The 20,999-nt window shown below is 72.2% G+C and carries 24 protein-coding genes and 2 tRNA genes; 15 read left to right on the forward strand and 11 right to left on the reverse strand.

The annotated features are described in order from the left end of the window. Nucleotides 1-55 precede the first annotated feature (55 nt). The 4 genes from ACLQ21_RS14295 to ACLQ21_RS14310 all read right to left on the reverse strand — a co-directional run bounded on the left by ACLQ21_RS14295 (nt 56) and on the right by ACLQ21_RS14310 (nt 2,041). Nucleotides 56-128: transfer RNA gene (locus ACLQ21_RS14295), tRNA-His, on the reverse strand. Nucleotides 129-194: 66 nt separating this feature from the next. Further along, nucleotides 195-779 carry an oligoribonuclease gene (orn, locus tag ACLQ21_RS14300; RefSeq protein ID WP_425664715.1) on the reverse strand — a complete coding sequence of 195 codons (585 nt, stop codon included), beginning with the start codon at nt 777-779 and terminating at the stop codon, nt 195-197. Between the two features lie 67 nt (nt 780-846). Further along, complete coding sequence (locus ACLQ21_RS14305; protein WP_425664635.1) at nt 847-1,488, reverse strand: HAD family hydrolase; 642 nt, start codon at nt 1,486-1,488, stop codon at nt 847-849. Nucleotides 1,489-1,516: 28 nt separating this feature from the next. Beyond that, nucleotides 1,517-2,041 (reverse strand): pyridoxamine 5'-phosphate oxidase family protein, encoded by a 525-nt coding sequence (locus tag ACLQ21_RS14310; protein WP_425664636.1) that lies wholly within the window; start codon nt 2,039-2,041, stop codon nt 1,517-1,519. A gap of 112 nt (nt 2,042-2,153) precedes the next feature. Here ACLQ21_RS14310 and ACLQ21_RS14315 point away from each other — a divergent pair. The 3 genes from ACLQ21_RS14315 (at nt 2,154) to ACLQ21_RS14325 (ending at nt 3,771) form a co-directional block, all read left to right on the forward strand. Then, nucleotides 2,154-2,226: transfer RNA gene (locus ACLQ21_RS14315), tRNA-Arg, on the forward strand. 202 nt (nt 2,227-2,428) lie between these two features. Beyond that, entirely contained in the window at nt 2,429-3,103 is a 675-nt protein-coding gene (locus ACLQ21_RS14320; RefSeq protein WP_425664637.1) for a DedA family protein, read from the forward strand. Between the two features lie 107 nt (nt 3,104-3,210). Then, entirely contained in the window at nt 3,211-3,771 is a 561-nt protein-coding gene (locus ACLQ21_RS14325; RefSeq protein WP_425664638.1) for a YceI family protein, read from the forward strand. Between the two features lie 51 nt (nt 3,772-3,822). Here ACLQ21_RS14325 and ACLQ21_RS14330 read toward each other — a convergent pair whose 3' ends face one another. Next, nucleotides 3,823-4,074 (reverse strand): hypothetical protein, encoded by a 252-nt coding sequence (locus tag ACLQ21_RS14330; RefSeq protein ID WP_425664639.1) that lies wholly within the window; start codon nt 4,072-4,074, stop codon nt 3,823-3,825. 70 nt (nt 4,075-4,144) lie between these two features. Between ACLQ21_RS14330 and msrA the strand changes: the two genes are divergently transcribed. The 6 genes from msrA to ACLQ21_RS14360 all read left to right on the forward strand — a co-directional run bounded on the left by msrA (nt 4,145) and on the right by ACLQ21_RS14360 (nt 9,475). Then, the gene (msrA, locus tag ACLQ21_RS14335; RefSeq protein WP_425664640.1) at nt 4,145-4,669 is read left to right on the forward strand and encodes a peptide-methionine (S)-S-oxide reductase MsrA; all 525 of its coding nucleotides are present in this window, start codon (nt 4,145-4,147) and stop codon (nt 4,667-4,669) included. A 64-nt stretch (nt 4,670-4,733) separates the two neighbouring features. Then, entirely contained in the window at nt 4,734-5,222 is a 489-nt protein-coding gene (locus ACLQ21_RS14340; RefSeq protein ID WP_425664641.1) for a single-stranded DNA-binding protein, read from the forward strand. Nucleotides 5,223-5,295: 73 nt separating this feature from the next. Then, nucleotides 5,296-5,754 (forward strand): DUF6993 domain-containing protein, encoded by a 459-nt coding sequence (locus tag ACLQ21_RS14345; protein ID WP_425664642.1) that lies wholly within the window; start codon nt 5,296-5,298, stop codon nt 5,752-5,754. Nucleotides 5,755-5,758: 4 nt separating this feature from the next. Beyond that, nucleotides 5,759-7,441, forward strand: coding sequence for an energy-dependent translational throttle protein EttA (ettA, locus tag ACLQ21_RS14350; protein ID WP_425664643.1), 1,683 nt, complete (start codon nt 5,759-5,761; stop codon nt 7,439-7,441). After that, nucleotides 7,441-7,896, forward strand: coding sequence for an acyl-CoA thioesterase (locus ACLQ21_RS14355; RefSeq protein ID WP_425664644.1), 456 nt, complete (start codon nt 7,441-7,443; stop codon nt 7,894-7,896). The genes ettA and ACLQ21_RS14355 overlap by 1 nt, the downstream gene beginning before the upstream one ends. A 52-nt stretch (nt 7,897-7,948) precedes the next feature. Beyond that, nucleotides 7,949-9,475, forward strand: a complete 1,527-nt coding sequence (locus ACLQ21_RS14360; protein ID WP_425664645.1) for a CoA-acylating methylmalonate-semialdehyde dehydrogenase — start codon at nt 7,949-7,951, stop codon at nt 9,473-9,475. 74 nt (nt 9,476-9,549) lie between these two features. Here the strand turns inward: ACLQ21_RS14360 and ACLQ21_RS14365 are convergent, their stop codons facing one another. Next, complete coding sequence (locus tag ACLQ21_RS14365; RefSeq protein WP_425664646.1) at nt 9,550-10,122, reverse strand: GNAT family N-acetyltransferase; 573 nt, start codon at nt 10,120-10,122, stop codon at nt 9,550-9,552. After that, nucleotides 10,119-11,003 (reverse strand): acyl-CoA thioesterase, encoded by an 885-nt coding sequence (locus ACLQ21_RS14370; protein ID WP_425664647.1) that lies wholly within the window; start codon nt 11,001-11,003, stop codon nt 10,119-10,121. The genes ACLQ21_RS14365 and ACLQ21_RS14370 overlap by 4 nt, the downstream gene beginning before the upstream one ends. A gap of 52 nt (nt 11,004-11,055) precedes the next feature. On the opposite strand from ACLQ21_RS14370, the gene ACLQ21_RS14375 reads away from it, so the two are divergent. Then, nucleotides 11,056-11,670: a hypothetical protein gene (locus ACLQ21_RS14375; RefSeq protein ID WP_425664648.1), complete on the forward strand. Its 615-nt coding sequence runs from the start codon at nt 11,056-11,058 to the stop codon at nt 11,668-11,670. A 42-nt stretch (nt 11,671-11,712) separates the two neighbouring features. Here ACLQ21_RS14375 and ACLQ21_RS14380 read toward each other — a convergent pair whose 3' ends face one another. The 4 genes from ACLQ21_RS14380 to ACLQ21_RS14395 are packed head-to-tail and all read right to left on the reverse strand — an operon-like array spanning nt 11,713 to nt 14,406. Then, the gene (locus tag ACLQ21_RS14380; RefSeq protein ID WP_425664649.1) at nt 11,713-12,171 is read right to left on the reverse strand and encodes a VOC family protein; all 459 of its coding nucleotides are present in this window, start codon (nt 12,169-12,171) and stop codon (nt 11,713-11,715) included. 39 nt (nt 12,172-12,210) lie between these two features. Continuing rightward, nucleotides 12,211-12,642 carry an NUDIX domain-containing protein gene (locus ACLQ21_RS14385; protein ID WP_425664650.1) on the reverse strand — a complete coding sequence of 144 codons (432 nt, stop codon included), beginning with the start codon at nt 12,640-12,642 and terminating at the stop codon, nt 12,211-12,213. Next, nucleotides 12,639-13,676 (reverse strand): App1 family protein, encoded by a 1,038-nt coding sequence (locus ACLQ21_RS14390; RefSeq protein ID WP_425664651.1) that lies wholly within the window; start codon nt 13,674-13,676, stop codon nt 12,639-12,641. Before ACLQ21_RS14390 ends, ACLQ21_RS14385 begins: the two co-directional genes overlap by 4 nt. A 34-nt stretch (nt 13,677-13,710) precedes the next feature. Continuing rightward, complete coding sequence (locus ACLQ21_RS14395; protein WP_425664652.1) at nt 13,711-14,406, reverse strand: SOS response-associated peptidase; 696 nt, start codon at nt 14,404-14,406, stop codon at nt 13,711-13,713. A gap of 48 nt (nt 14,407-14,454) precedes the next feature. Here ACLQ21_RS14395 and ACLQ21_RS14400 point away from each other — a divergent pair, with 48 nt between their 5' ends. The 5 genes from ACLQ21_RS14400 (at nt 14,455) to cydC (ending at nt 20,996) form a co-directional block, all read left to right on the forward strand. After that, nucleotides 14,455-15,126 carry a TetR/AcrR family transcriptional regulator gene (locus tag ACLQ21_RS14400; RefSeq protein ID WP_425664653.1) on the forward strand — a complete coding sequence of 224 codons (672 nt, stop codon included), beginning with the start codon at nt 14,455-14,457 and terminating at the stop codon, nt 15,124-15,126. A 67-nt stretch (nt 15,127-15,193) separates the two neighbouring features. Next, nucleotides 15,194-16,612 carry a cytochrome ubiquinol oxidase subunit I gene (locus ACLQ21_RS14405; RefSeq protein ID WP_425664654.1) on the forward strand — a complete coding sequence of 473 codons (1,419 nt, stop codon included), beginning with the start codon at nt 15,194-15,196 and terminating at the stop codon, nt 16,610-16,612. Between the two features lie 9 nt (nt 16,613-16,621). Next, nucleotides 16,622-17,653: a cytochrome d ubiquinol oxidase subunit II gene (cydB, locus tag ACLQ21_RS14410; RefSeq protein WP_425664655.1), complete on the forward strand. Its 1,032-nt coding sequence runs from the start codon at nt 16,622-16,624 to the stop codon at nt 17,651-17,653. Continuing rightward, the gene (cydD, locus tag ACLQ21_RS14415) at nt 17,593-19,302 is read left to right on the forward strand and encodes a thiol reductant ABC exporter subunit CydD (protein WP_425664656.1); all 1,710 of its coding nucleotides are present in this window, start codon (nt 17,593-17,595) and stop codon (nt 19,300-19,302) included. Before cydB ends, cydD begins: the two co-directional genes overlap by 61 nt. Further along, nucleotides 19,299-20,996, forward strand: coding sequence for a thiol reductant ABC exporter subunit CydC (gene cydC / locus ACLQ21_RS14420; protein WP_425664657.1), 1,698 nt, complete (start codon nt 19,299-19,301; stop codon nt 20,994-20,996). The genes cydD and cydC overlap by 4 nt, the downstream gene beginning before the upstream one ends. The last annotated feature ends 3 nt before the right edge of the window (nt 20,997-20,999 follow it).

A 20,999-nucleotide genomic window follows, 5' to 3' on the forward strand; every position in this document is an offset into this window, starting at 1 on the left:
TGGCACGTGGCCTTCGCTTCCGCCAACTTCCGCGTGTTTCCGCGGGTTATTCGAGGGTGAGTAACGGGACTTGAACCCGCGACATCCGCCACCACAAGGCGGCGCTCTACCAACTGAGCTATACCCACCATGCGCGCTGAAAGCGCAACCAGGACAGTGTACGACATCCTGAGCCGGATCGCCGCATCGGGCGCTCACTCCGGCTGCAGCGCCCCGAACCCGTCCGAGACTTCGCGGGCGATCGCCTGCAGCTCCTCGCTCGAGCGGCCGGGCGCATCGGTGAACACGGCGCGGCGGTAGTAGCGCAGCTCGCGGATCGACTCGAGGATGTCGGCGAGCGCGCGGTGGCCGCCCGCCTTCTCGGGCGCCTGGAAGTACGCACGCGGGAACCAGCGGCGCGAAAGCTCCTTGATGCTCGACACGTCGATCGAGCGGTAGTGCAGGAACCCGTCGAGCGTCGGCATGTAGCGCGCGATGAACATGCGGTCGGTGCCGATCGTGTTGCCGCCGAGCGGTGCGGAGCGCTCGAGCGGCACGAAGCGCTGCACGTACTCGAGCACCTCGAGCTCGGCCTCGGCGAGCGAGACACCGTGCTCGAGCTGCAGGTCGAGGCCACTCGTGGCGTGCATCTGCCGCACGAAGTCGCCCATCTGCGCGAGCGCCGCGTCGGAGGGCTTGATCACCACCTGCAGCCCCGGGTCGAGCACCTCGAGCTCGAAGTCAGTGACGACGACCGCCATCTCGATGAGCTCGTCGACCGATGGGTCGAGGCCCGTCATCTCGCAGTCGATCCAGACGATCCGATCAGCAGCAGCCACGCGGCGAGTCTACGGGGCGACGGCCAGCTCAGCCGAGCGCCGCGAAGAGCTCGTCGGGGTCGACGTCTGCGAGCGTGGCGATGGTGCGCTCGGCCGGCACCGGGGATGCGATGAGCTGTGTCGTCAGAAACCACAGCCGCGCGCCGGCGGCGGTCGCGGAGCGGGCGCCGCTGCCGGAGTCCTCGAAGGCGATGCTGGCGGATGCGTCGGCGCCCAGCCTGCGGATCGCGAGCGCGTAGGGCTCGGGGTCGGGTTTGGAGCGCTCGACGTCGTCGGCGGAGACGGCGAAGCGCAAGGCACCCTCCGGAGCCGCTTCGAGCATCGCCTGCGCATTGGCGGCGCTCGCGTTCGTGATGAGCGCCGCCGGGATGCCGGCAGCGGCGACGCGCTCGAGCAGCGCGAGGCTGCCGGGGAGCCACGGCACCTCGTCGCGCACGAGCTCGGCGACGGCGCCCGCGACCGTTGCGATGACCGACGTGGTGTCCATGGTGACGCCGCGCTCGCGCATCCGCTCGGCCCAGTCGACCATCGGCCTGCCCGTCGTCCAGTGGGCGTCGTCGGCGGTCCACTCGATGCGGTGCCGGCGCGCGAACACGCGCATCTCGTCGTGCCACATGGGCTCCGAGTCGATGAGGGTCCCGTCCATGTCGAACAGCAGCGCACCGGTCATGCCTCCACCCTGGCATGCCGCGCGACGCTCACCAGCGGAAGCGCGTCACGTCCCTCGGGAAGTCGAACCACGCGAGCACCCGCTCCGGCGTGATGACGCGCAGTCCGCCGCCGTCATCGCTCGCCCAGGCGTCGGGCGGCGGCGTGTAGGCGTCGTCGGTGTACTTGCTGAACGCCGCGGCGAGCCGAGCGCCGAGCCCTTCGGGCGCCGCGCGGGCGGCGAGCGAGCGCCCCTCGACGATGACGACCTGCGTGCCGCTCTCGAGAGTGAGCGTCACGGCGGGATTGCGCTCGGCGTTGCGCGCGTGGCGGGTGGTCGGCGCCCCGTCGTACCAGAAGCGGCCCTCCACCCAGACGCCCCACCGGGGGATGCTGTGGGGCCGACCGTCGGGACGCACCGTCGAGATCCAGTAGTGCTTCGATGCGACGAGCCGTGCCTCGACCTCTGCCCAGTCGAGCAGCCCCTCGTCGTCGGACGGCAGTCCGTAGCCCTCGGGCATCCTGGGGCGGTCGCGCCGGTGCGGCGGCGCGAGCGGTTCCAACTCGGTCTCCATGCGCGGCACGCTATGGGCGGCCGCCCACACCGCGCCAGAGGCGGCTGCCGCAGACCAGACGCCGGCCCGCGGCGGAGCCGATGTGCGCGCGAGCGCCCGGTAGATTGGGTCAGCCCCCGTAGCTCAGCGGATAGAGCAGAGGCCTTCTAATCCTTTTGTCGCGGGTTCGACTCCCGCCGGGGGCGCATCTAGGGCTGTCACTGGTCGCTTCGTATTGCCGCGCGTGCCAAGAATCCTTCACCGAGACGATACGGCCCGACACCGGGATCGGGATGCGATGTGCGCTGCCGGAACTGCCATGCGATCGTGACGATCGAGCGCAGGCGCTCGTCGTGGCACGATGCGTACATGACGCGCTGAGCGGATCGACGACCGTAGGCTGTCGTGGTGCTCCCGACGATCCTGCAGTCCATCCCGCCGTCCGACGAGCTGAGTGGCGTCGCAGGCTGGGCGGTCGGGCTCATGGAGGCGGTCGGCGCGCCAGGCGCGGGGATCGCCATCGCGGCCGAGAACCTGTTCCCGCCCATCCCGAGCGAGGTCATCCTGCCGCTCGCGGGACTGACCGCGGCGGCCGGCGGGTTCTCGCTTGCTGAGGCGATCCTCTGGACGACCGCCGGCTCGGTCGTCGGCGCCCTGCTGCTCTACTCGCTCGGCAGGATCCTCGGCCACGAGCGGCTCGCGCGCATCGCGGAGAGGATGCCGCTCGTGCGCTCGAGCGACATCGACAAGACGACGGCGTGGTTCGCCAAGCACGGCTGGAAGACGGTGTTCTTCGGGCGCTTCCTACCGATCTTCCGCAGCCTCATCTCGATCCCGGCCGGGATCGAGCGGATGCCGGTGCCGCTGTTCCTCGGCCTCACCGCCGTCGGCTCCGCCATCTGGAACACGATCTTCATCATGATCGGCTACACGCTCGGCCAGAACTGGCACGTGATCGAGCCGTACATGGACTGGCTGCAGTGGCTCGTCATCGGAGCGGTCCTGGTCGTGATCGCGTGGTGGGTCTCGCGCCGCATGCTGCTCAACCACCGAGAGGGCAAGCACCTCCTGCACGGCGAGTGACCGGCGGCCGGTCGGACGGATCGGGAATGGATGCCGCGCAGACGCGGTTCCCTCCTCGTAGACCTGCTCGTTCGAATCTGAACGAGGTATCCGACCGAAAGGCCCCCATGCTGCAGAACATCCCCGGCTACCAGCCCGGCACCTACGTCATCGACGGCTCGCACTCGAACGTGACCTTCTCCGTCCGCCACATGATGGTGGCGAAGGTCCGCGGCGAGATCGAAGGCCTCGAGGGCACCATCGTGCTGGCAGAGCAGCCCGAGGACTCGACGATCACCGCGACCGTCGACCCGTCGACGATCAACACGAAGAACGCCGACCGCGACGCGCACCTGCGCTCGGCCGACTTCTTCGCCTCCGACGAGCACCCCACCTGGACGTTCCAGTCCACCGGTGCCCGCGTCGAGGGCGACGACCTCTTCATCGACGGCGAGCTGCAGATCCGCGGCGTGAGCAAGCCCGTCTCGCTCCTGGTCGAGTTCGGCGGCATCGGACCCGACACGTGGGGCAACACCCGCGCCGGCGCCTCGGCACGCACGCGCATCAAGCGCAGCGACTTCGGCATCACCTGGAACGTCGCGATCGAGACCGGCGGCGTCATGCTGTCCGACGACATCGACGTCGAGATCGAGATCTCCGCGATCCAGCAGGCTCCCGTCGCGGCCTGAGTCCACTGGCGAAGCGGGGTCGGGGCGCGAGCCCCGGCCCCGCTTCGGCTGTCAGGGGCCGGTGAAGCAGGCGAGCGCGTCGGCGAGCGACCAGCCGCCGCCGATCGGCACCATCGCCGTGCCGCCCGGCAGCAGCCGGCGCGCTTCGAAGGCGGGGCCGGTGGGACCGTCGACGCGGGCGATGTAGCCGAGCGCGAGGCCGGATGCGCTGACGACGCGCCAGAGGTCGTCGCGCACGCGGCGGGTGGCGACTCCGGTCGCCTGCGGCGCCGTGCGCCGCTGGGTGCTGGACATGATGGCCATGGCCGCTCCTCTCCCTCGACTGCACGCTACGAGGGGCCACCCACACAGGTGCGGGCGCTAGGCTCGCCGCATGCAGGAGATCGTGCTCGCCGGTGGTTGCTTCTGGTGCCTGGACGCCGCGTACCGCGTCGTCGACGGCGTCGAGGATGTCGTGTCGGGCTACACGGGCGGCGACGTCGCGCACCCGAGCTACGAGGCCGTGTGCACCGGCCGGACCGGTCACGCGGAGGCGGTGAAGGTCGTCTACGACGAGTCCCGGCTGCCCACCGAGGTCGTGCTCGACATGTTCTTCACCATGCACGACCCGCGGCAGCTGAACCGGCAGGGCAACGACATCGGCACGCAGTACCGCTCCGCGATGTTCTACCGCGATGACGCGGAGCGCGAGCGCTTCGAGACCGCGATCGCTCGCGCGAGCGACTGGTGGCCGGGCGAGATCGTGACGACGCTCGAGCCGCTCGGCGACTTCTTCGAGGCCGAGGACTACCACCAGGACTTCTTCGCCAAGAACCCGACGCAGGGCTACTGCCTCGCGGTCGCCGCGCCGAAGGTGAACAAGATCCGCGCGGGCTTCGCCGACTACCTGCGCGTCTGACGTTCTCCACAGGGCCGACCTGTCGCCGCGCGGCGCTCCCCGCGCGAAGTGCATCCTCCGTGACATGAACGAAGATGTGATCACCGTCGTCGGCAAGCTCGGCGGCGACCCCACCCTCAAGTCCGTGCACGGCGACCGGGTCGCGGAGTTCCGCCTCGCAAGCACCGCCCGCCGCAAGGAGGGCGACGAGTACGTCAACGGGCACACCAACTGGTACTCGGTCGAGGCGTGGGGCGACTTCGCGCAGCACGTCGCCGCATCGCTGCGGAAGGGCGACCTGATCGTGGTGCTCGGCAAGCTGAGGATCGAGCAGTGGGAGTCGGGGGAGAAGCGCGGCACGAGCGTGAAGATCCGCGCCGAGCACCTCGGCCACTCGCTGCGCACGGGCGCCGTCGCGAAGGATCGGCGCCCCGCGCCCGACCCGGCCACGTCGCTGCCGGAGCAGGAGCCGGTGCACGGCCCGGAGAGCCCCCGCCAGGTCGAGCCGGTGCTGCAGGCCGTCGGCCAGGATGCGTGGACCGCGCCGCTCGCGGAGCCCGACCAGCCGTTCTGAGCGTCGCTCGTTCCGGTCCCTGCTCGCCGCCCTAGGGTGGAGCCGTCCAAGGCGGTCGGGGTGAGGAGGGTGCGTGCGTCGGTTCGCAGCCCTCGCGGTGCTCGCGTCGCTCCTCATGGTCGGCTGCGGTCAGCTGCCCGGCTCGACCGCGCCCGGCTCGGCCGCGCCCGGCGCGACGGCCACCGGCTCGACCCCTCCCGTCGCGACCCAGCCGGATGACGCGGACCCCGAACCGTCGGAATCCGCCGACGCGGAGCTCGAGGCCTTCCTCGCCGCGATCACCGGGCACACGCCGACCGACCCCGAGGCGCTCGTCGCAGCCGTCGAATCCGCGGGCTTCCCGCGCTCCTCGATCGAGCGCACCCGCGAGGTCGACTCGCTCGGGGCGCCCGTGACGTTCCTCCAGATCGCGGTGCTGACGAGCGACGGCTGCATCATCGGCCAGGTGGGCGACGGCGAGCCGATCGCCGTGCGCGCGTCCGCGCTCGGCGGCGGCCGGTGCCTCGTAGGGGAGATCGTCGGCCTAGACTGAGGGCATGGCCGAGTACATCTTCTCCATGGTGCGCGCCCGCAAGACGGTGGGCGACAAGGTGATCCTCGACGACGTCACGACCGCGGTCCTGCCGGGCGCGAAGATCGGCGTCGTCGGACCCAACGGCGCGGGGAAGTCGACGATCCTCAAGATCATCGCCGGCCTCGACACGCCGTCGAACGGCGACGCGAAGCTCACGCCCGGATACTCCGTCGGCATCCTCATGCAGGAGCCGGAGCTCGACGAGTCGAAGACGGTGCTCGAGAACGTCCAGGAGGCCTTCGGGCACCTGACGGCCAAGATCACGCGCTTCAATGAGATCTCCGCCGAGATGGCGAACCCCGACGCCGACTTCGACGCCCTCATGTCCGAGATGGGCACGCTGCAGGAGGAGATCGACGCCGCCGACGCGTGGGACCTCGACTCGCAGCTCGAGCAGGCGATGGACGCCCTGCGCTGCCCGCCGGGGGACTGGCCGGTCACGACCCTCTCCGGAGGCGAGCGCCGCCGCGTCGCGCTCTGCAAGCTGCTGCTCGAGAAGCCCGACCTGCTGCTGCTCGACGAGCCCACCAACCACCTCGACGCCGAGAGCGTGCTGTGGCTCGAGCAGCACCTCGCGAAGTACCCCGGCGCCGTCATGGCCGTCACGCACGACCGGTACTTCCTCGACCACGTCGCTGGCTGGATCTGCGAGGTCGACCGCGGCCGCCTCTACCCCTATGAGGGCAACTACTCGACTTACCTCGAGAAGAAGGCCGAACGCCTTCAGGTGCAGGGCAAGAAGGACCAGAAGCTCGCGAAGCGCCTCTCGGAGGAGCTCGACTGGGTGCGCTCCAACGCCAAGGGCCGTCAGGCGAAGTCGAAGGCGCGCCTCGCCCGCTACGAGGAGATGGCAGCCGAGGCCGAGCGCACCAGGAAGCTCGACTTCGAGGAGATCACGATCCCCCCGGGCCCGCGCCTGGGATCGATCGTGCTCGAGGCGGATGATCTCGAGAAGGGCTTCGGCGACCGCAAGCTCATCGACGGCCTCTCGTTCTCGCTGCCCCGCAACGGCATCGTCGGCGTCATCGGCCCGAACGGCGTCGGCAAGACCACGCTGTTCAAGACGATCGTGGGCCTCGAGCCCCTCGACGACGGCGCGCTGAAGATCGGCGAGACCGTGAAGCTGAGCTACGTCGACCAGAACCGCTCGAACATCGACCCGAACAAGAACCTGTGGGAGGTCGTCTCCGACGGCCTCGACTACATCCAGGTCGGCAACGTCGAGATCCCGTCGCGCGCCTACGTGAGCCAGTTCGGCTTCAAGGGGCCCGACCAGCAGAAGCGCGCAGGCATCCTCTCCGGCGGCGAGCGCAACCGGCTGAACCTCGCGATGACGCTCAAGCAGGGCGGCAACCTGCTGCTGCTCGACGAGCCCACGAACGACCTCGACATCGAGACCCTGGGCAGCCTCGAGAACGCGCTGCTCGAGTTCCCCGGCTGCGCCGTGGTGATCACGCACGACCGGTGGTTCCTCGACCGCATCGCGACGCACATCCTCGCCTACGAGGGCACCGACGAGGACCCCGCCCAGTGGTACTGGTTCGAGGGCAACTTCGAGGCGTACGAGGAGAACAAGATCGAGCGCCTGGGCCCCGACGCCGCGAAGCCGCACCGCTCCGCCTACCGGAAGCTCACGAGGGACTGATGCGCCTCGAGGTGCCCGTGCAGGTGCGGTGGTCCGACCTCGACGCGTACGGGCACGTCAACAACGCCTCGCTGCTGACGCTGCTCGAGGAGGCCCGCGTGACGGCCTTCTGGGCCGGCGGTCCAGAGGGCTCTCCCACGACCGCGGTCATCGACGCTGGGCCCGGTGCGTCGAGCCTCACGGTGATCGCGCGCCAGGAGGCCGAGTACCTCGCGCAGATCCCGCACCACCGGCTGCCGATCCGGGTCGACATCTGGCTCGGCCACATGGGCGGCGCGAGCCTGCAGGTCTGCTACGAGGTGCGCTCGCCCGATCGCGACGAGCTCTACGCGCGCGCCGCGACGATCGTCGTGATGCTGGATGCGGTGACCGGCACACCACGCCGGCTCACCGATGCGGAGCGCAGGGCCTGGGAGCCGTACCTCGAGGCACCGGTCGAGTTCCGCCGCGCCTGACGCTCGGTAGGCTGGCGGGGCAACGATGCCACCACGCCGAGGAGCTGCCACCATGACCGACACCGTCGTCGACACCGCGAGCCCGACCGCCCCGCCCGCCTCCATCCCGCACTGGATCGCCGGCCGCCGTCAGGAGGGCGCGAACCGCACCGCGCCCGTCTTCAACCCCGCGCTCGGCACCGCCGTCAGCGAGGTGGCCCTCGCGAGCGCCGACGAGGTCGCCGACGCGATCGCGACCGCGAAGGCCGCGTACCCGGCCTGGCGCGACCTGTCGATCGCGAAGCGGCAGGCGATCATGTTCCGCTTCCGCGAGCTGATCGTGAGCCGCAAGGACGACCTCGCGAGGATCATCACGCGCGAGCACGGCAAGGTGCACGCGGATGCGCTCGGCGAGATCGCGCGCGCGATCGAGGTCGTCGAGCTCGCGACCGCGTTCCCGCTGCTCACGAAGGGCGAGTACTCCGAGAACGCGTCCACCGGCGTCGACGTCTACTCGCTGCGGCAGCCGCTCGGCGTCGTCGGCATCATCAGCCCCTTCAACTTCCCCGCGATGGTGCCGCTGTGGTTCGCGCCCATCGCGCTCGCCTCCGGGAACGTCGTCGTGCTCAAGCCGAGCGAGAAGGATCCGTCGGCGTCGGTGTTCATCGCCGAGCTCTACCAGGAGGCGGGCCTGCCCGACGGCGTGCTCACCGTGGTGCACGGTGACAAGGAGGCCGTCGACACGCTGCTGACGCATCCCGACGTCGCGGCGATCTCGTTCGTCGGCTCCACGCCCATCGCGCAGTACGTCTACGAGACCGGCTCGAAGCACGGCAAGCGGGTGCAGGCGCTCGGCGGCGCCAAGAACCACATGCTCGTGCTGCCCGACGCCGACCTCGACGTGACGGCCGACGCGGCAGTCAACGCCGGCTTCGGCTCGGCGGGCGAGCGCTGCATGGCGATCTCGGTCGTCGTCGCGGTCGACTCGATCGCCGACGAGCTCGCAGCGAAGATCGCCGAGAAGATGGGCGGCATCCGCACGGGCGACGGCACCCGCGACAACGACATGGGTCCGCTCATCACCGGCGCGCACCGCGACAAGGTCGCCGGGTACATCCAGACCGCCGCCGACGACGGCGCGGAGCTCGTCGTCGACGGCCGCGACCCCGAGGTGGACGGCGACCCCAACGGCTTCTGGATCAAGCCGACGCTCATCGACAAGGTGCCGACCGACTCCGCCGCCTACAAGGAGGAGATCTTCGGGCCGGTGCTCTCGATCGTGCGCGTCGCCTCCTACGAGGAGGGCCTCGAGCTCATCAACGCGAACCCGTACGGCAACGGCACGGCGATCTTCACGAACGACGGCGGCGCGGCGCGGCGCTTCCAGAACGAGGTGCAGGTCGGCATGGTCGGCATCAACGTGCCGATCCCCGTGCCGGTCGGCTACCACTCGTTCGGCGGCTGGAAGCAGTCGATCTTCGGCCAGGGCAAGGCGTACGGCAAGCACGCGTACGACTTCTACACGCGCGAGAAGGTCGTGACGAGCCGCTGGCTCGACCCGAGCCACGGCGGCCTCAACCTGGGCTTCCCCTCGAACTGACCGATCCTTCTCAACGTCGCCAGTGGTCGCGCGACCCGCCCTGCGGGCTGAGCGACCACTGGCGACGTCGAGGATCAGGGGTGGCGGATCGCCAGGATGAGCGACGTGCCGAGCTCGCCGGTCGCCGGGTTGACCTCGTCCTCGACGTGCCGCGCCTCGACGACCATGCCGAGCCGCTCGGCGACGCGGCGCGAGGCGACGTTCTCCTCGTCGAGGTGCGCGATCACGCGGTGCGCACCGATGGCCCACGCGAGCCGCAGCGCGGCACTCGCCGCCTCGGTCGCGATGCCCTTGCCCTGGGCGCCGGGCGCGATCATCCAGCCGAGCTCCGCCTGCCTGCTGCGGAGGCTCGTGATCCGCACCATCAGGTCGCCGACGAGTGCGCCATCGTGCTCGATGCCCAGCTGCACGGCGTCGCCGTCGCGCAGGAAGACCGGCGCGCCGCCGGCCGTCCACGCCATGAGCTCTGCCTCCGTCTGGTCGGGCGTGTACGTCCAGCGCCGCTGGCCTGGCGCGTTGCGGTAGCCGCGCACCGCATCGAAGTCGTCCGGCCGCAGCGTGCGCAGCAGCAGGCGCTCGGTGCGCAGCGGCAACGCGTCGCGCAGCGCGCGCATCGCCTCCGCGGGCGCGATCGGGTCGACCCTCATCCGCCGACCGGCTCTCCGGGTACGCGCACCATGCCCTCCTGGGCGATCGTCGCGACGTGCGTCCCGTCGGCCGTGTAGACGAAGCCGTTCGCGAGCCCGCGTCCGCCGCCCGACGAGCTGGTCTCGAGCTCGAGCAGCAGCCACTCGTCGACGCGCGCCGGCCGGTGCCACCAGACGGCGTGGTCGAGGCTCGCCGCCTTGAGCCCCGGCGTGGCCCAGGCCGCGCCGTGCATGCGGACGATGGGCTCGAGGATCGCGTAGTCCGACAGGTAGGCGAGCGCCGCGCGGTGCAGCGCGTCGTCGTCGGGGAGCGCATCCTTCGCCTTCACCCACACGTGCTGCTTGCCGTTGCGGGGACGCGACGGGTCGGGCACGTACACCGGCCCCTCCACGTGGCGGATGTCGAACGGCCGGGCGATGACCGCCCGCGCCTGCGGGTGGCCGGCGTAGGGGGCGAGGAGGTCCTCCGAGCTCGGCAGCTCCTCGGGGGCGGGCAGCCCCTTCGGGCTCGGGTGCTGCGAGCTGGGCCCCTCGTCGACGTCCTGGAACGACGAGATCATCGACATGATGGGCAGCCCGTGCTGGTAGGCCTGCACGCGGCGGGTGGTGAACGAGCGGCCGTCGTGGATGCGCTCGACCGAGAACGTGATCGGCAGCTCCACGTCGCCGGGCCGCACGAAGTAGCCGTGCACGGAGTGGATGGGGCGCGCGGCATCGACGGTGCGCTGCGCGGCGACCACTGCCTGCGCCATCACCTGACCGCCGAAGACGCGCCCGAACGGCATCGGGTGGCTCGTGCCGGTGAAGATGTCCTCGCTCGTCCGAGCACCGGTGTCCTCGAGGGTCAGGGTCTCCAGCAGGATGCGGATGCGCTCGGTCATGCGGTCCTCTCGACGATGCCCGACACCGGGGCCGCTCTAGTCTAGGGAGCGCATGCACGCCATCCTCGCCCTCGACGAGCGCGCGCGCGCCGACCTCATCCTGCTGCTCGACCGCGCCGCGGTCTTCGGCGACGGCGCAGTGCGGCTCGTCGCTGACGGCGACGTCGCGCTGCTCACCACCCCGCTCACCGCGGCGAGCGGACTGCTCGACACCGGCCCCACGATCCTCGTCGCGCGCGCGTCGCGCATGCGGGAGCCGGCCCGCTTCGACGGCGTGGTCGCCCTGCCGGCGCTGCGCGACGCGCTCCGCGCCGGCGCCGATGTCGAGATCCCGGATGCGGTGGGCCGGCCCGCGTGGGCGGCCGTGTCGCCGCCGCAGGGCGGATGGGCCCACGCGGGCGACGTGCCCGCCGACGCGGTGCGCCTGCTCGCCACGCAGGCCGCCGCCGATGTCGAGGCGGCGCTGCCGCGCTCGCCGGGCGAGGCCGTGCGGCGGCGGGCCGAGCGCGCCGTGTGGGGGCGCGTCGTCGACCCCAGCGGGCTCACGGCCGGTCAGGCCGCGGCGCTCGTCGCCATGCGGTTCCTCGGCGACGCTCCCGTGCGGATCACCGTCGCGGGCGGCTGGACGCGCGCCTCGGGCCGCGCCGGCGAGGTGCTGGCCCGCTGAGTGCTTGCGACACACCCTGACGGCGTGTCGTGACCACCCGGCTCAACCGAGCATGCCCGTCGGGTCGCCCGTCTGCTCGGCGAGCTCGACGATGATGCCCTCGGGGCCGCGCACGTAGCAGAGCAGGTAGATGCCCCGGTAGTCCTCGACGGTGCCGACCGGCTCGAAGCCGAGCCGGGCGAGCCGCTCGAGCGTCCCGCGCAGGTCGGAGACCACGAATGCGAGATGCCGGATGCCGAGGCGGTTCGACGGCGCCGCCTCCGGCCCCGCCTCATCGACCGGGGTGAGGAAGCGCGACACCTCGAGCTGCGAGTGGCCGTCCGGCGTCTGCAGCATGACGAGCTCGACGCGCTGCCCCGGCAGTCCCGTCACGCGCCCAGCCCACGCCTCGTCGACCGTCGCCTCGCCGACCGCGCGCAGCCCGAGCTCCTCGAAGAACGCGCGCGCCGCCTGCAGATCCTCGACGATCACGCCGACGTGGTCCATCCGCTCCACCGCCATGCGACCACGCTGGCACGCTCGCCGGGCGAGGGGAAGGCGTCAGCCGCGCAGCTCGAGGAGTTCGAGGAGCCCGGACGGCACGACCTCGAGCGCGGGATCGTCGAAGCGGTCGGTCGGCAGCCACCACACCGGATGCCCCGCGTCGGTCGTGGGCGGCAGCGACGCATCCGCCGGCAGGTCGACCGCGAGCACCGACACGCGCTCGTGCAGCTCGCGGCCCGCGAACGTCAGCCGGTGCTCGAGCTCGCCGAGCGGCCGCACCGCGCCGCCGTCGACGCCGAGCTCCTCGCGCAGCTCCCGCACCACGGCATCCACCGCCGACTCGCCCGGGTCGATGCCGCCGCCCGGCGGGCGCACGAGCACCCTGCCCGTGCCGGGCTCGGTCGCGCTCGCCACGAGCAGCGCCCCGTCGGCGCGACGGACGACGGCGATCGCGATCGCCCGCGCACCCGAGCCGGCCTCGGCCGTCACAGCACCTGCAGCTCGGGGAGCGCCGCGAGCTCCTTGACCATGCCGCCGCCGTTGGGCGACCACACCCACGGGTGCATCGAGCGGGTCTCGGCGTGCTTGCGGCCACCGGCCAGCACCGCCTCCTGCGTCGAGAGCTCGCGGATCGCGACCGCGCGCACCGAGGTGGGGTGGGCGTTGGCGAACTCGCCGTACAGCTCCTCGTCGTGCTGGCCGTCGTCGCCGACGAGCAGCCACTGGATGTCGGGGAACTCGCGCGCGAGCCGGCGCAGCTGCGAGCGCTTGTGCTCCTTGCCGGAGCGGAAGAATCGGTCGTGCGTCGGTCCCCAGTCGGTCAGCAGCATGCTGCCGGCGGGGTAGAGGTTGCGCGACAGGAACCGGGTGAGCGCCGGCGCCGCGTTCCAGGCCCCCGTCGACAGGTAGATGAAGGGGCTGCCGGGATGGTGCTGCTTGATGCGCTCGTACAGCACGGCCATGCCGGGCACCGGCGTGCGGCCGTGCTCGTCGAGCACGAACGCGTTCCAGGCGGCGAGCAGCGGTCGGGGGAGCGACGTGACCATGACGGTGTCGTCGATGTCGCTCACCACGCCGAAGCGGGTCTCGGGGTCGACGACGAGCACCGGCGCGGCGACGGGCAGCGAGCCGGCGACCGAGACGGTCACCTCCTGCCATCCCGGTTCCAGGCGGATGGGCACGATCGCGTCGACGACGCCGCCGCGGTCCGCGGTCACCACGTGCCGGTCGTCGCCGGCGGCGATCGTCACGTCGACGTCGTTGAGGGTGAGCGAGGTGAAGGAGCGCCAGCCGCGCACGTTCTCGTACTGCGCGCGGCGCTCGCCGCCCGGCTCCACGAGCAGCACGCGCGCGAGCACGCGCACCCAGCCGTCGCCGCCGTAGCCCGGGTACGAGACGATCACGGGCAGCCGGCCGGTGCGCAGCGCGCGCGCCTCCCGCTGCTCGTGCACCCAGTCCTCGATGCGCGCGGCGGTGTGCCTGATGGGCTCCGGGATGCGCGCGAGTGGATCGAGCTCCTCCATGCGTGACCTCCCGAGCCGTGGACGCGAATCGACCCTACTGGGTGACGCTTGCCGCGATGAGATCGGGCCCGGTCTCGCGCACGTTGCCGACCCGCCGGTCGACGACGTGCGACCCGAGCGACGCGACGACCTCCGGCGCCTCCGCGACGACGGCCTCGAGCGCCGCCTCGCCGTCCTCGGTCGGGTCGAGCCAGGCGTCGCGCATCTCGGGCGCCACGACGAGCGGCATCCGCTCGTGGATGTCGGCGAGCGCGCCGGTCGCGGCGGTCGTCAGGATGGCCGTCGACAGCAGCCAGCTGCCGTCCGGCTGCTTCCACCAGGCGTACAGGCCCGCGAACGAGATCGGCGCGTCGCCGTGCACGTAGTGCGGCGTCTTCGCGTCGCCCTCGCGATGCCACTCGAACCAGCCGTCGGCCGGCACGAGCGCGCGGCGCTCGCGCACGGCATCCCGGAACATCGGCTTCGACGCCGCCGACTCGGCGCGAGCGTTGAACGCGCGCTGGCCCACCGACACGTCGTCCGCCCAGGCGGGCACGAGCCCCCAGCGCGCCGCCTCGAGCCGCCGCGCGGGTGGCGACTCGTCGCGCGGCGCGGGCTCGACGACGATCGGCACGGTCTCCGTCGGCGGGATGTTCCAGTTCGGCTCCGGCAGGCCGTCGCCCACCTCGTCGACCTCGAAGAGCGCGACGAGGTCGCTCGTCGGCGTGGCCATCACATAGCGTCCGCACATGCTTGAAAGGGTCTCACCTCAGACCCCCGCGTGCGAGAGGATGTGCACATGAACGAGCGTCCCATCGGCCAGCAGTCGGTCACCGTGCGCCACGAGCCCGTGCAGGCGCGCGCGGCGCAGCGCGTCGAGGCGCTGCTCGACGCGGCCGCCGCCGTCGTCGTCGAGCACGGCATCGAGCACCTCACCACCGCGCTCGTCGCGGAGCGCGCCGGCGCCTCGATCGGCACCGTCTACCGCTACTTCCCCGACCGCGTCGCCGTGCTCGTCGCCCTCGCCGAGCGCAACCTCGAGCGGCTCCGCCACGCGCTCGAGCGCGTGCTCGCGGCACCGCACGAGACGTGGGCGGATGCGACGGACGCGGTGATCGGCGCGATGGTCGACACCTTCCGCGAGGTGCCGTCGTTCCGCTCGCTGCGCACCGGCGAGGGCCTCGACCTCGGCCCGAGCGCTCGCGAGCAGGTCGCACCGCAGTTCGCTGACCGCATCGCCGAGTACGTGCTCGAGCGGTGGGGGATCGAGCTCGACGAAGCGGGCCGCGAGAGCCTCGTGCTCGCGGTCGGCGGGCTCGACGCCCTCGTGACGTACGCGTTCCTGCACGACCCGCACGGCGATCCGAGGTACCTCGCGCTCGGCCGCATGTGCGCGATGCAGCACCTCACGGCGGCGTTCGGCGACCCCGTGACGGCGGACGATCCGCGGGACGGCGCACCTATCACATAGGTATCGGCGTGTCGTTGCTGTCTGATAGGTCGCAGAGGGAGGATGGAGGCATCCGAAAGGCGGCCTGATGCCCATCCTCACGCTGGAGCTCGACCCGCTCGTCCTGTCTCAGTGGCAGTTCGGGCTCACGACGGTCTACCACTTCCTGTTCGTGCCGATCACCCTCGGCATGGTCTGGCTGACGGCCGGGTTCCAGACGGCGTGGGTGCGCACCGGCAACACCGAGCACCTGCGGCTCACCCACTTCTTCGGCAAGCTCTTCCTCATCAACTTCGCCATCGGCGTCGCCACCGGCATCGTGCAGGAGTTCCAGTTCGGGATGAACTGGTCGGACTACTCGCGCTTCGTCGGCGACGTGTTCGGGGCGCCGCTCGCGTTCGAGGGGCTCATCGCCTTCTTCTTCGAGGCGACGTTCATCGGACTGTGGATCTTCGGCTGGAACCGGCTGAGCCCCAAGCTGCACCTGCTGACCATCTACATGGTCGCCCTCGGCACGATGGCGAGCGCGTACTTCATCCTCGCCGCGAACGCGTTCATGCAGAACCCGGTCGGCTTCACGATCAATGAGGCCCGGGAGCGCGCGGAGCTCACCGACATCGGCGCGGTGCTGACGAATCCGGTGCTGCTCGCATCCTTCCCGCACACGATGTTCGCCTCCGTCATGGTCGCCGGCGCCGTCATGGTCGGCATCTCCGCCTGGCACCTCAAGCGCGGTCAGCACGCCGGCATGATGCAGACGTCGCTCCGCGTGGGCCTCTGGAGCGTCATCGGCGGCGGGATGCTGACCTTCATCACGGGCGACATGGTCTCGATCGCCATGGTCGCGGCGCAGCCGATGAAGATGGCCGCCGCCGAGGCGATGTACTTCACCTCCTCGGGCTACGACGCCTCGTTCTCGCTCTTCAGCCTCGGCACCCCGGACGGCGAGCACGAGATCTTCTCCGTGCGCGTGCCGTACCTGCTCGCCCTGCTGTCGACCCACGACCCGCTCGGCACCGTCGAGGGCATCAACGACCTGCAGGCCGAGTACACGGCGCTCTGGGGGCCCGCCGACTACAAGCCCATCATCTGGGTCACGTACTGGTCGTTCCGCTGGATGATGGGCCTCGGGATGCTGTCGTTCGCGATCGCGCTCGTCGGCCTGTGGCTCACGCGCAAGGGACGCATCGACCTGCCGAGGTGGGTGTGGACGGTCGCGATCTGGAGCCTGCCGCTGCCGCTGCTCGGCATGACGGTCGGGTGGATCTTCACCGAGATGGGCCGGCAGCCCTGGCTGGTCTTCTCGCAGATGCGCACCGAGGACGGTGTGAGCCCGGGGGTGAGCGGCGCCGAGGTGCTGACCTCGCTCATCGCCTTCACCGTCATCTACGGGATCCTCGGCGTCATCGAGTTCCGGCTCATGCAGAAGGCCGCCCAGCACGGGCCCGCCGAGGCGCCGGAGCTCGACGAGTCGGGCAAGCCCGCGCAGCCGGTCACGGTCTACTAGGAGGCGCTCGTGGATCTCTCGCTCGTCTGGTTCCTGCTCATCGGGTTCATGTTCGTCGTGTACTTCGTGCTCGACGGCTTCGACTTCGGCGTCGGCATGAGCCTGCCCATCCTCGGCCGCTCCGAGACCGACCGCCGCCGCATCATCAACGCGATCGGCCCGGTCTGGGACCTCAACGAGACGTGGCTCATCGTCGCGGGCGCGAGCCTGTTCGCGGCGTTCCCGGAGTGGTACGCGACCATGTTCTCGGGGTTCTTCCTCGCCCTGCTCGTGCTGCTGCTCGGGCTCATCGTGCGGGCGGTCTCGTTCGAGTTCCGCCACCAGCGCGACTCCGCCAGGTGGCGGGCCGGCTGGGACGCGTGCATCGTCGCCGGCTCCGTGCTGCCCGCGCTCATCTGGGGCGTCGCCTTCGCGAACATCGCGCAGGGCGTCGCGATGGAGCCGCACCAGAGCGGCGCGCTCGTGACCGGCTCGATCCTGTCGCTGCTGAACCCGTACGGGCTCCTCGGCGGGGCGACGATGGTCGCGCTCTTCCTCGCCCACGGCGCCGTCTTCCTCTCGCTCAAGACCGACGGCGACCTCAAGGCGCGCGCCCACGCGCTCGCGAACCGGGCCCTCTCGGCCACCGCTGCGCTCGCCGTGGTGTTCCTGCTCTGGACCGTGCTGCAGAACCCCTCGACCCTCGTGATCGTGCTCGCCGCGCTCGCCGCCCTGACCTGCGTCGCCGCATGGATGCTCAACCGCGTCGAGCGGGACGGCTGGGCGTTCGGCGCCACCGCGGCGACCGTCGCGCTCTCGGTGCTGACGCTGTTCGGCTCGCTCCTCACCCGCGAGGGCGGCCCGTTCGTCATGCCCGCGTCCGACCCGAGGGACGGCTTCGTCGGCCTCACCGTCGCGAACGCCTCGTCGAGCCAGTACACGCTCGAGGTGATGAGCTGGGCGGCGCTCGTCTGCCTGCCGCTCGTGCTCGCGTACCAGGCGTGGACCTACTGGGTCTTCCGCAAGCGCGTGACGGTGGCCGCCGTCGAGGTCGCGCACTGAGCGCGCAGGGCCCGAGCACGCAGGTCGCGCGCACCCGTCGCGGGCCGCTCGATCCGCGACTCCTCCGGCATGCCCCCGGCGCGCGCGGCCACCTCGTGCTCGAGGGCGCGGTCGCGCTCGTGCAGGCGGCGGCGATCGTGGCGTTCGCGTGGTTCGCAGGGCACGCGATCGGCGCGGTCGTGCAGGGCGCACCGCCCGCGACCGTCGTGCCCGACCTGACGCTCGCCGCGGTGGCGGTGCTCGTCCGCGCGGCGGGAGCGTGGCTCTCGGGCTCGCTCGCGCCCGCCGCGGCGGCACGCGTGCAGTCGCAGCTGCGGAGCGCGGCGCTCGCGCGCATCGGCGCCCACGGCAGCCCGGCGGGCGCCGCCGACACCGCCACCGCGCTCGGTCGCGGCCTCGCGGCGCTCGACGGCTGGTTCGGCCAGTTCCTGCCGCAGCTCGTGCGCACCGTCGTCGCGACGCCGATCGTCGTCGTCGCGCTGTGGCTGCAGGACCCGTTCAGCGGCATCGCCGTGCTCGTCTGCCTCCCGCTCATCCCCGTGTTCATGGTGCTCATCGGCCTCGCGACCGAGCGCGTGCAGGGCGAGCAGTGGTCGGCGACCGGCAAGCTCGCCCGCTCGTGGCTCGACACCCTCGAGGGCCTCGCGACCCTGCGCCTGTTCGGCCGCGACCGCCGCGCCGGAGCGCGCGTCGACGCGCTGAGCGACGAGCACCGGGTGCGCACGATGTCGGTGCTGCGCATCTCGTTCGTGTCCTCGATGGTGCTCGAGCTCGCCGGCGCGCTCTCGGTCGCGATCGTCGCCGTCTCGGTCGGCATCCGCCTCGTCGACGGCGACATGGCGCTCGGGCTCGCCTTCAGCGTGCTCATCCTGGTGCCAGATGCGTTCCTGCCCGTCCGGCAGGTCGGCGCCGCGTACCACGCGTCGACCGAGGGCATCGAGGCGTCCCGCGCCGTGCTCGACCTGATCGAGGCGCCGACGCTCTCGGACCGCCCGGCCGCCACGTCGGGCCCGGCGGCCGGCACCGGGCTCGTCGTCGACGCGCTCGAGGTGCGGCGGGGCGAGCGTTGGCTGCCGCCCGTGTCGCTGCGCGCGCGAGCCGGCGAGGTGCTGGTGGTCGCCGGTCCCTCGGGAGCGGGGAAGACGAGCCTGTTCGCCGGGCTGCTCGGCCTCGCGCCCGCCCGCGGCACGGCCGCGCTCGACGGCGCGGCGCTCGAGCCCTCCCGGCTCGCGTGGGCGCCGCAGGGCTCGTGGGACGCGGTCGTCACCGGCACGGTGCGCGAGAACCTCCTGCTCGGCGCGGCCACCGCCGACGACGCGCGGCTGCGTCGCGCGCTCGCCCGAGCCGGCATCGACGTCGACCTCGACGCCCGCATCGAGCCTGCGACGGGCGGCTCGCTCGGCCTCTCCGGCGGCCAGGCGCAGCGCGTGGTGCTCGCCCGAGCGCTGCACCGCGTCGCCGCGGGCGCCGTCGTGCTGCTCGCGGACGAGCCGACGAGCGCGCTCGACGCCGAGGCCGAGCGGCGCGTGATCGCGGGCCTCCGTGCCGCGGCCGCGGAGGGGGCGATCGTGGTCGTCGCGAGCCACCGCCCCGCGGTCATCGCGGCCGCCGACCGGGTCGTGCACATCGGTGAGGCGGTGCTCGCATGACCGGCCGCGAGGTGCTCGCGACGCTCGGCGAGCGGCGCCGCATGGCGGGCGGCATCGCGGCCGCAGCGCTCACCGTGGTGCTCGCGATCGCGCTCATGGCCACCGCGGGGTGGCTGCTCGCGGCGGCGTCGTTCCAGCCGCCGATCCTGCACCTGCAGATGGCGATCGTCGGCGTGCGCGCCTTCGCGATCGGTCGCGCCGCGGGGCGCTACCTCGAGCGGCTCGTCTCGCACGACGCCGCGTTCCGGATGCTCGGCTCGGCGAGGCGAGCCGCGTTCGACCGGCTGCGCCCCGTCGCGCCCGTCGGCGTCGGCCGCTCGAGCGAGCTCATGCCGCGGCTCGTCGGTGACGTCGACCGGCTGCAGGACTGGCCGCTGCGAGTCGTCGGCCCGCTCACGTCGAGCGGCATCGCCGTCGGCCTCGCGATCGCGACCGTCGCCTGGATCCTGCCGGCGGCCGGGCTCGCGCTGCTCGGCGCGGTCGTCGTCGCGGGCGGGCTCGCCGCCCTCCTCACCGCCCGCATCGCCGGCAGCGCCGACGCGGCGCTCGGCCCGCTGCGGTCACGGCTCGAGAGCGCCCTCGTCGACCACATGCGGGCGCTCGACCTGCTGCGCGCGTACGGCGCCGAGCCGGAGCGCCGGGCGGCCATCGAGGCGCTCGACCGCGAGATCGCCCGCCGCGCTCGGCGGCTCGCGCTCGCCGCGGGCGCGGGCGCGGGCATGATCGCGCTCGCCGCAGGCGGCAGCGTGCTCGTGGCCACGTTCATCGCCGCTCCCGCGGTCGCCCGTGGCGAGCTCGCGGGCCCGCTCGCGGCGCTCGTCGCGCTCATCGGCCTCGCCGTCTTCGAGGTGTGGGGAGCCGTGCCGCCCGCTGTCATCGCATGGCGCGAGTCGCGGGCCGCCGCCGAGCGGGTCGCTGAAGCGCTCCCGGGGGACGAGGCGGTCGCTGCCGTGCCCGCCGAGGGCGGCGATCCCGAGCCGCCCGTCGGCGCGCTCGAGCTCCAGGGCCTGCAGGCGGGCTGGCCCGGCGCGGGCCCCGTGTTCGAGCCGGTCGACCTGCGTGCCGAGCCGGGCGAGACAGTGGCAGTGGTCGGTCCGTCCGGTGCCGGCAAGTCGACGCTCGGGCTCGCCCTCGTGCGGCTGCTCGAGTCGACCGGCGGCTACCGCATCGGGGGACGAGACGTGCGCGGCATCGACCCGGACGCGCTGCGCCGGTCGGTGCTGCTCGCCGAGCAGCGTCCGCACATCTTCGACGAGGACCTCGAGCAGAACCTCCGCTTCGCCCGCGAGGACGCCACTGACGACGAGCTGTGGGCGGTGCTCGAGCGGGTCGGCCTCGCCGGCTGGGCGCGCCATCGCGACGGGCTCGCGACCCAGCTGGGGGAGCGCGGCGGGCTCGTCTCGGGCGGCCAGGCGCAGCGCATCGCGCTCGCGCGGGCGCTGCTCGCCGACGCCCGCATCCTCGTGCTCGACGAGCCGACCGCGAGCGTCGACCGGGCGCTCGCCGAGCCGATGCTGCGAGACATCCTCGCCGCGGCGCAGGGCGACGGCCGGATCGTCGTCGTCATCAGCCACGCGCCGCTGCCCGCCGAGCTCGTCACGCGGACGGTGCGCGTCGCACCAGCGGCGGCCGGCGTGCGCGCCGGGCGCGCCGGGCGCGCCGAGCGCATCCGTGCCCAGCAGCTCCGCGCCTAGCGC

The sequence above is a fragment of the Agrococcus sp. DT81.2 genome, from assembly GCF_049844935.1.
Taxonomy (GTDB): Bacteria; Actinomycetota; Actinomycetes; order Actinomycetales; family Microbacteriaceae; genus Agrococcus.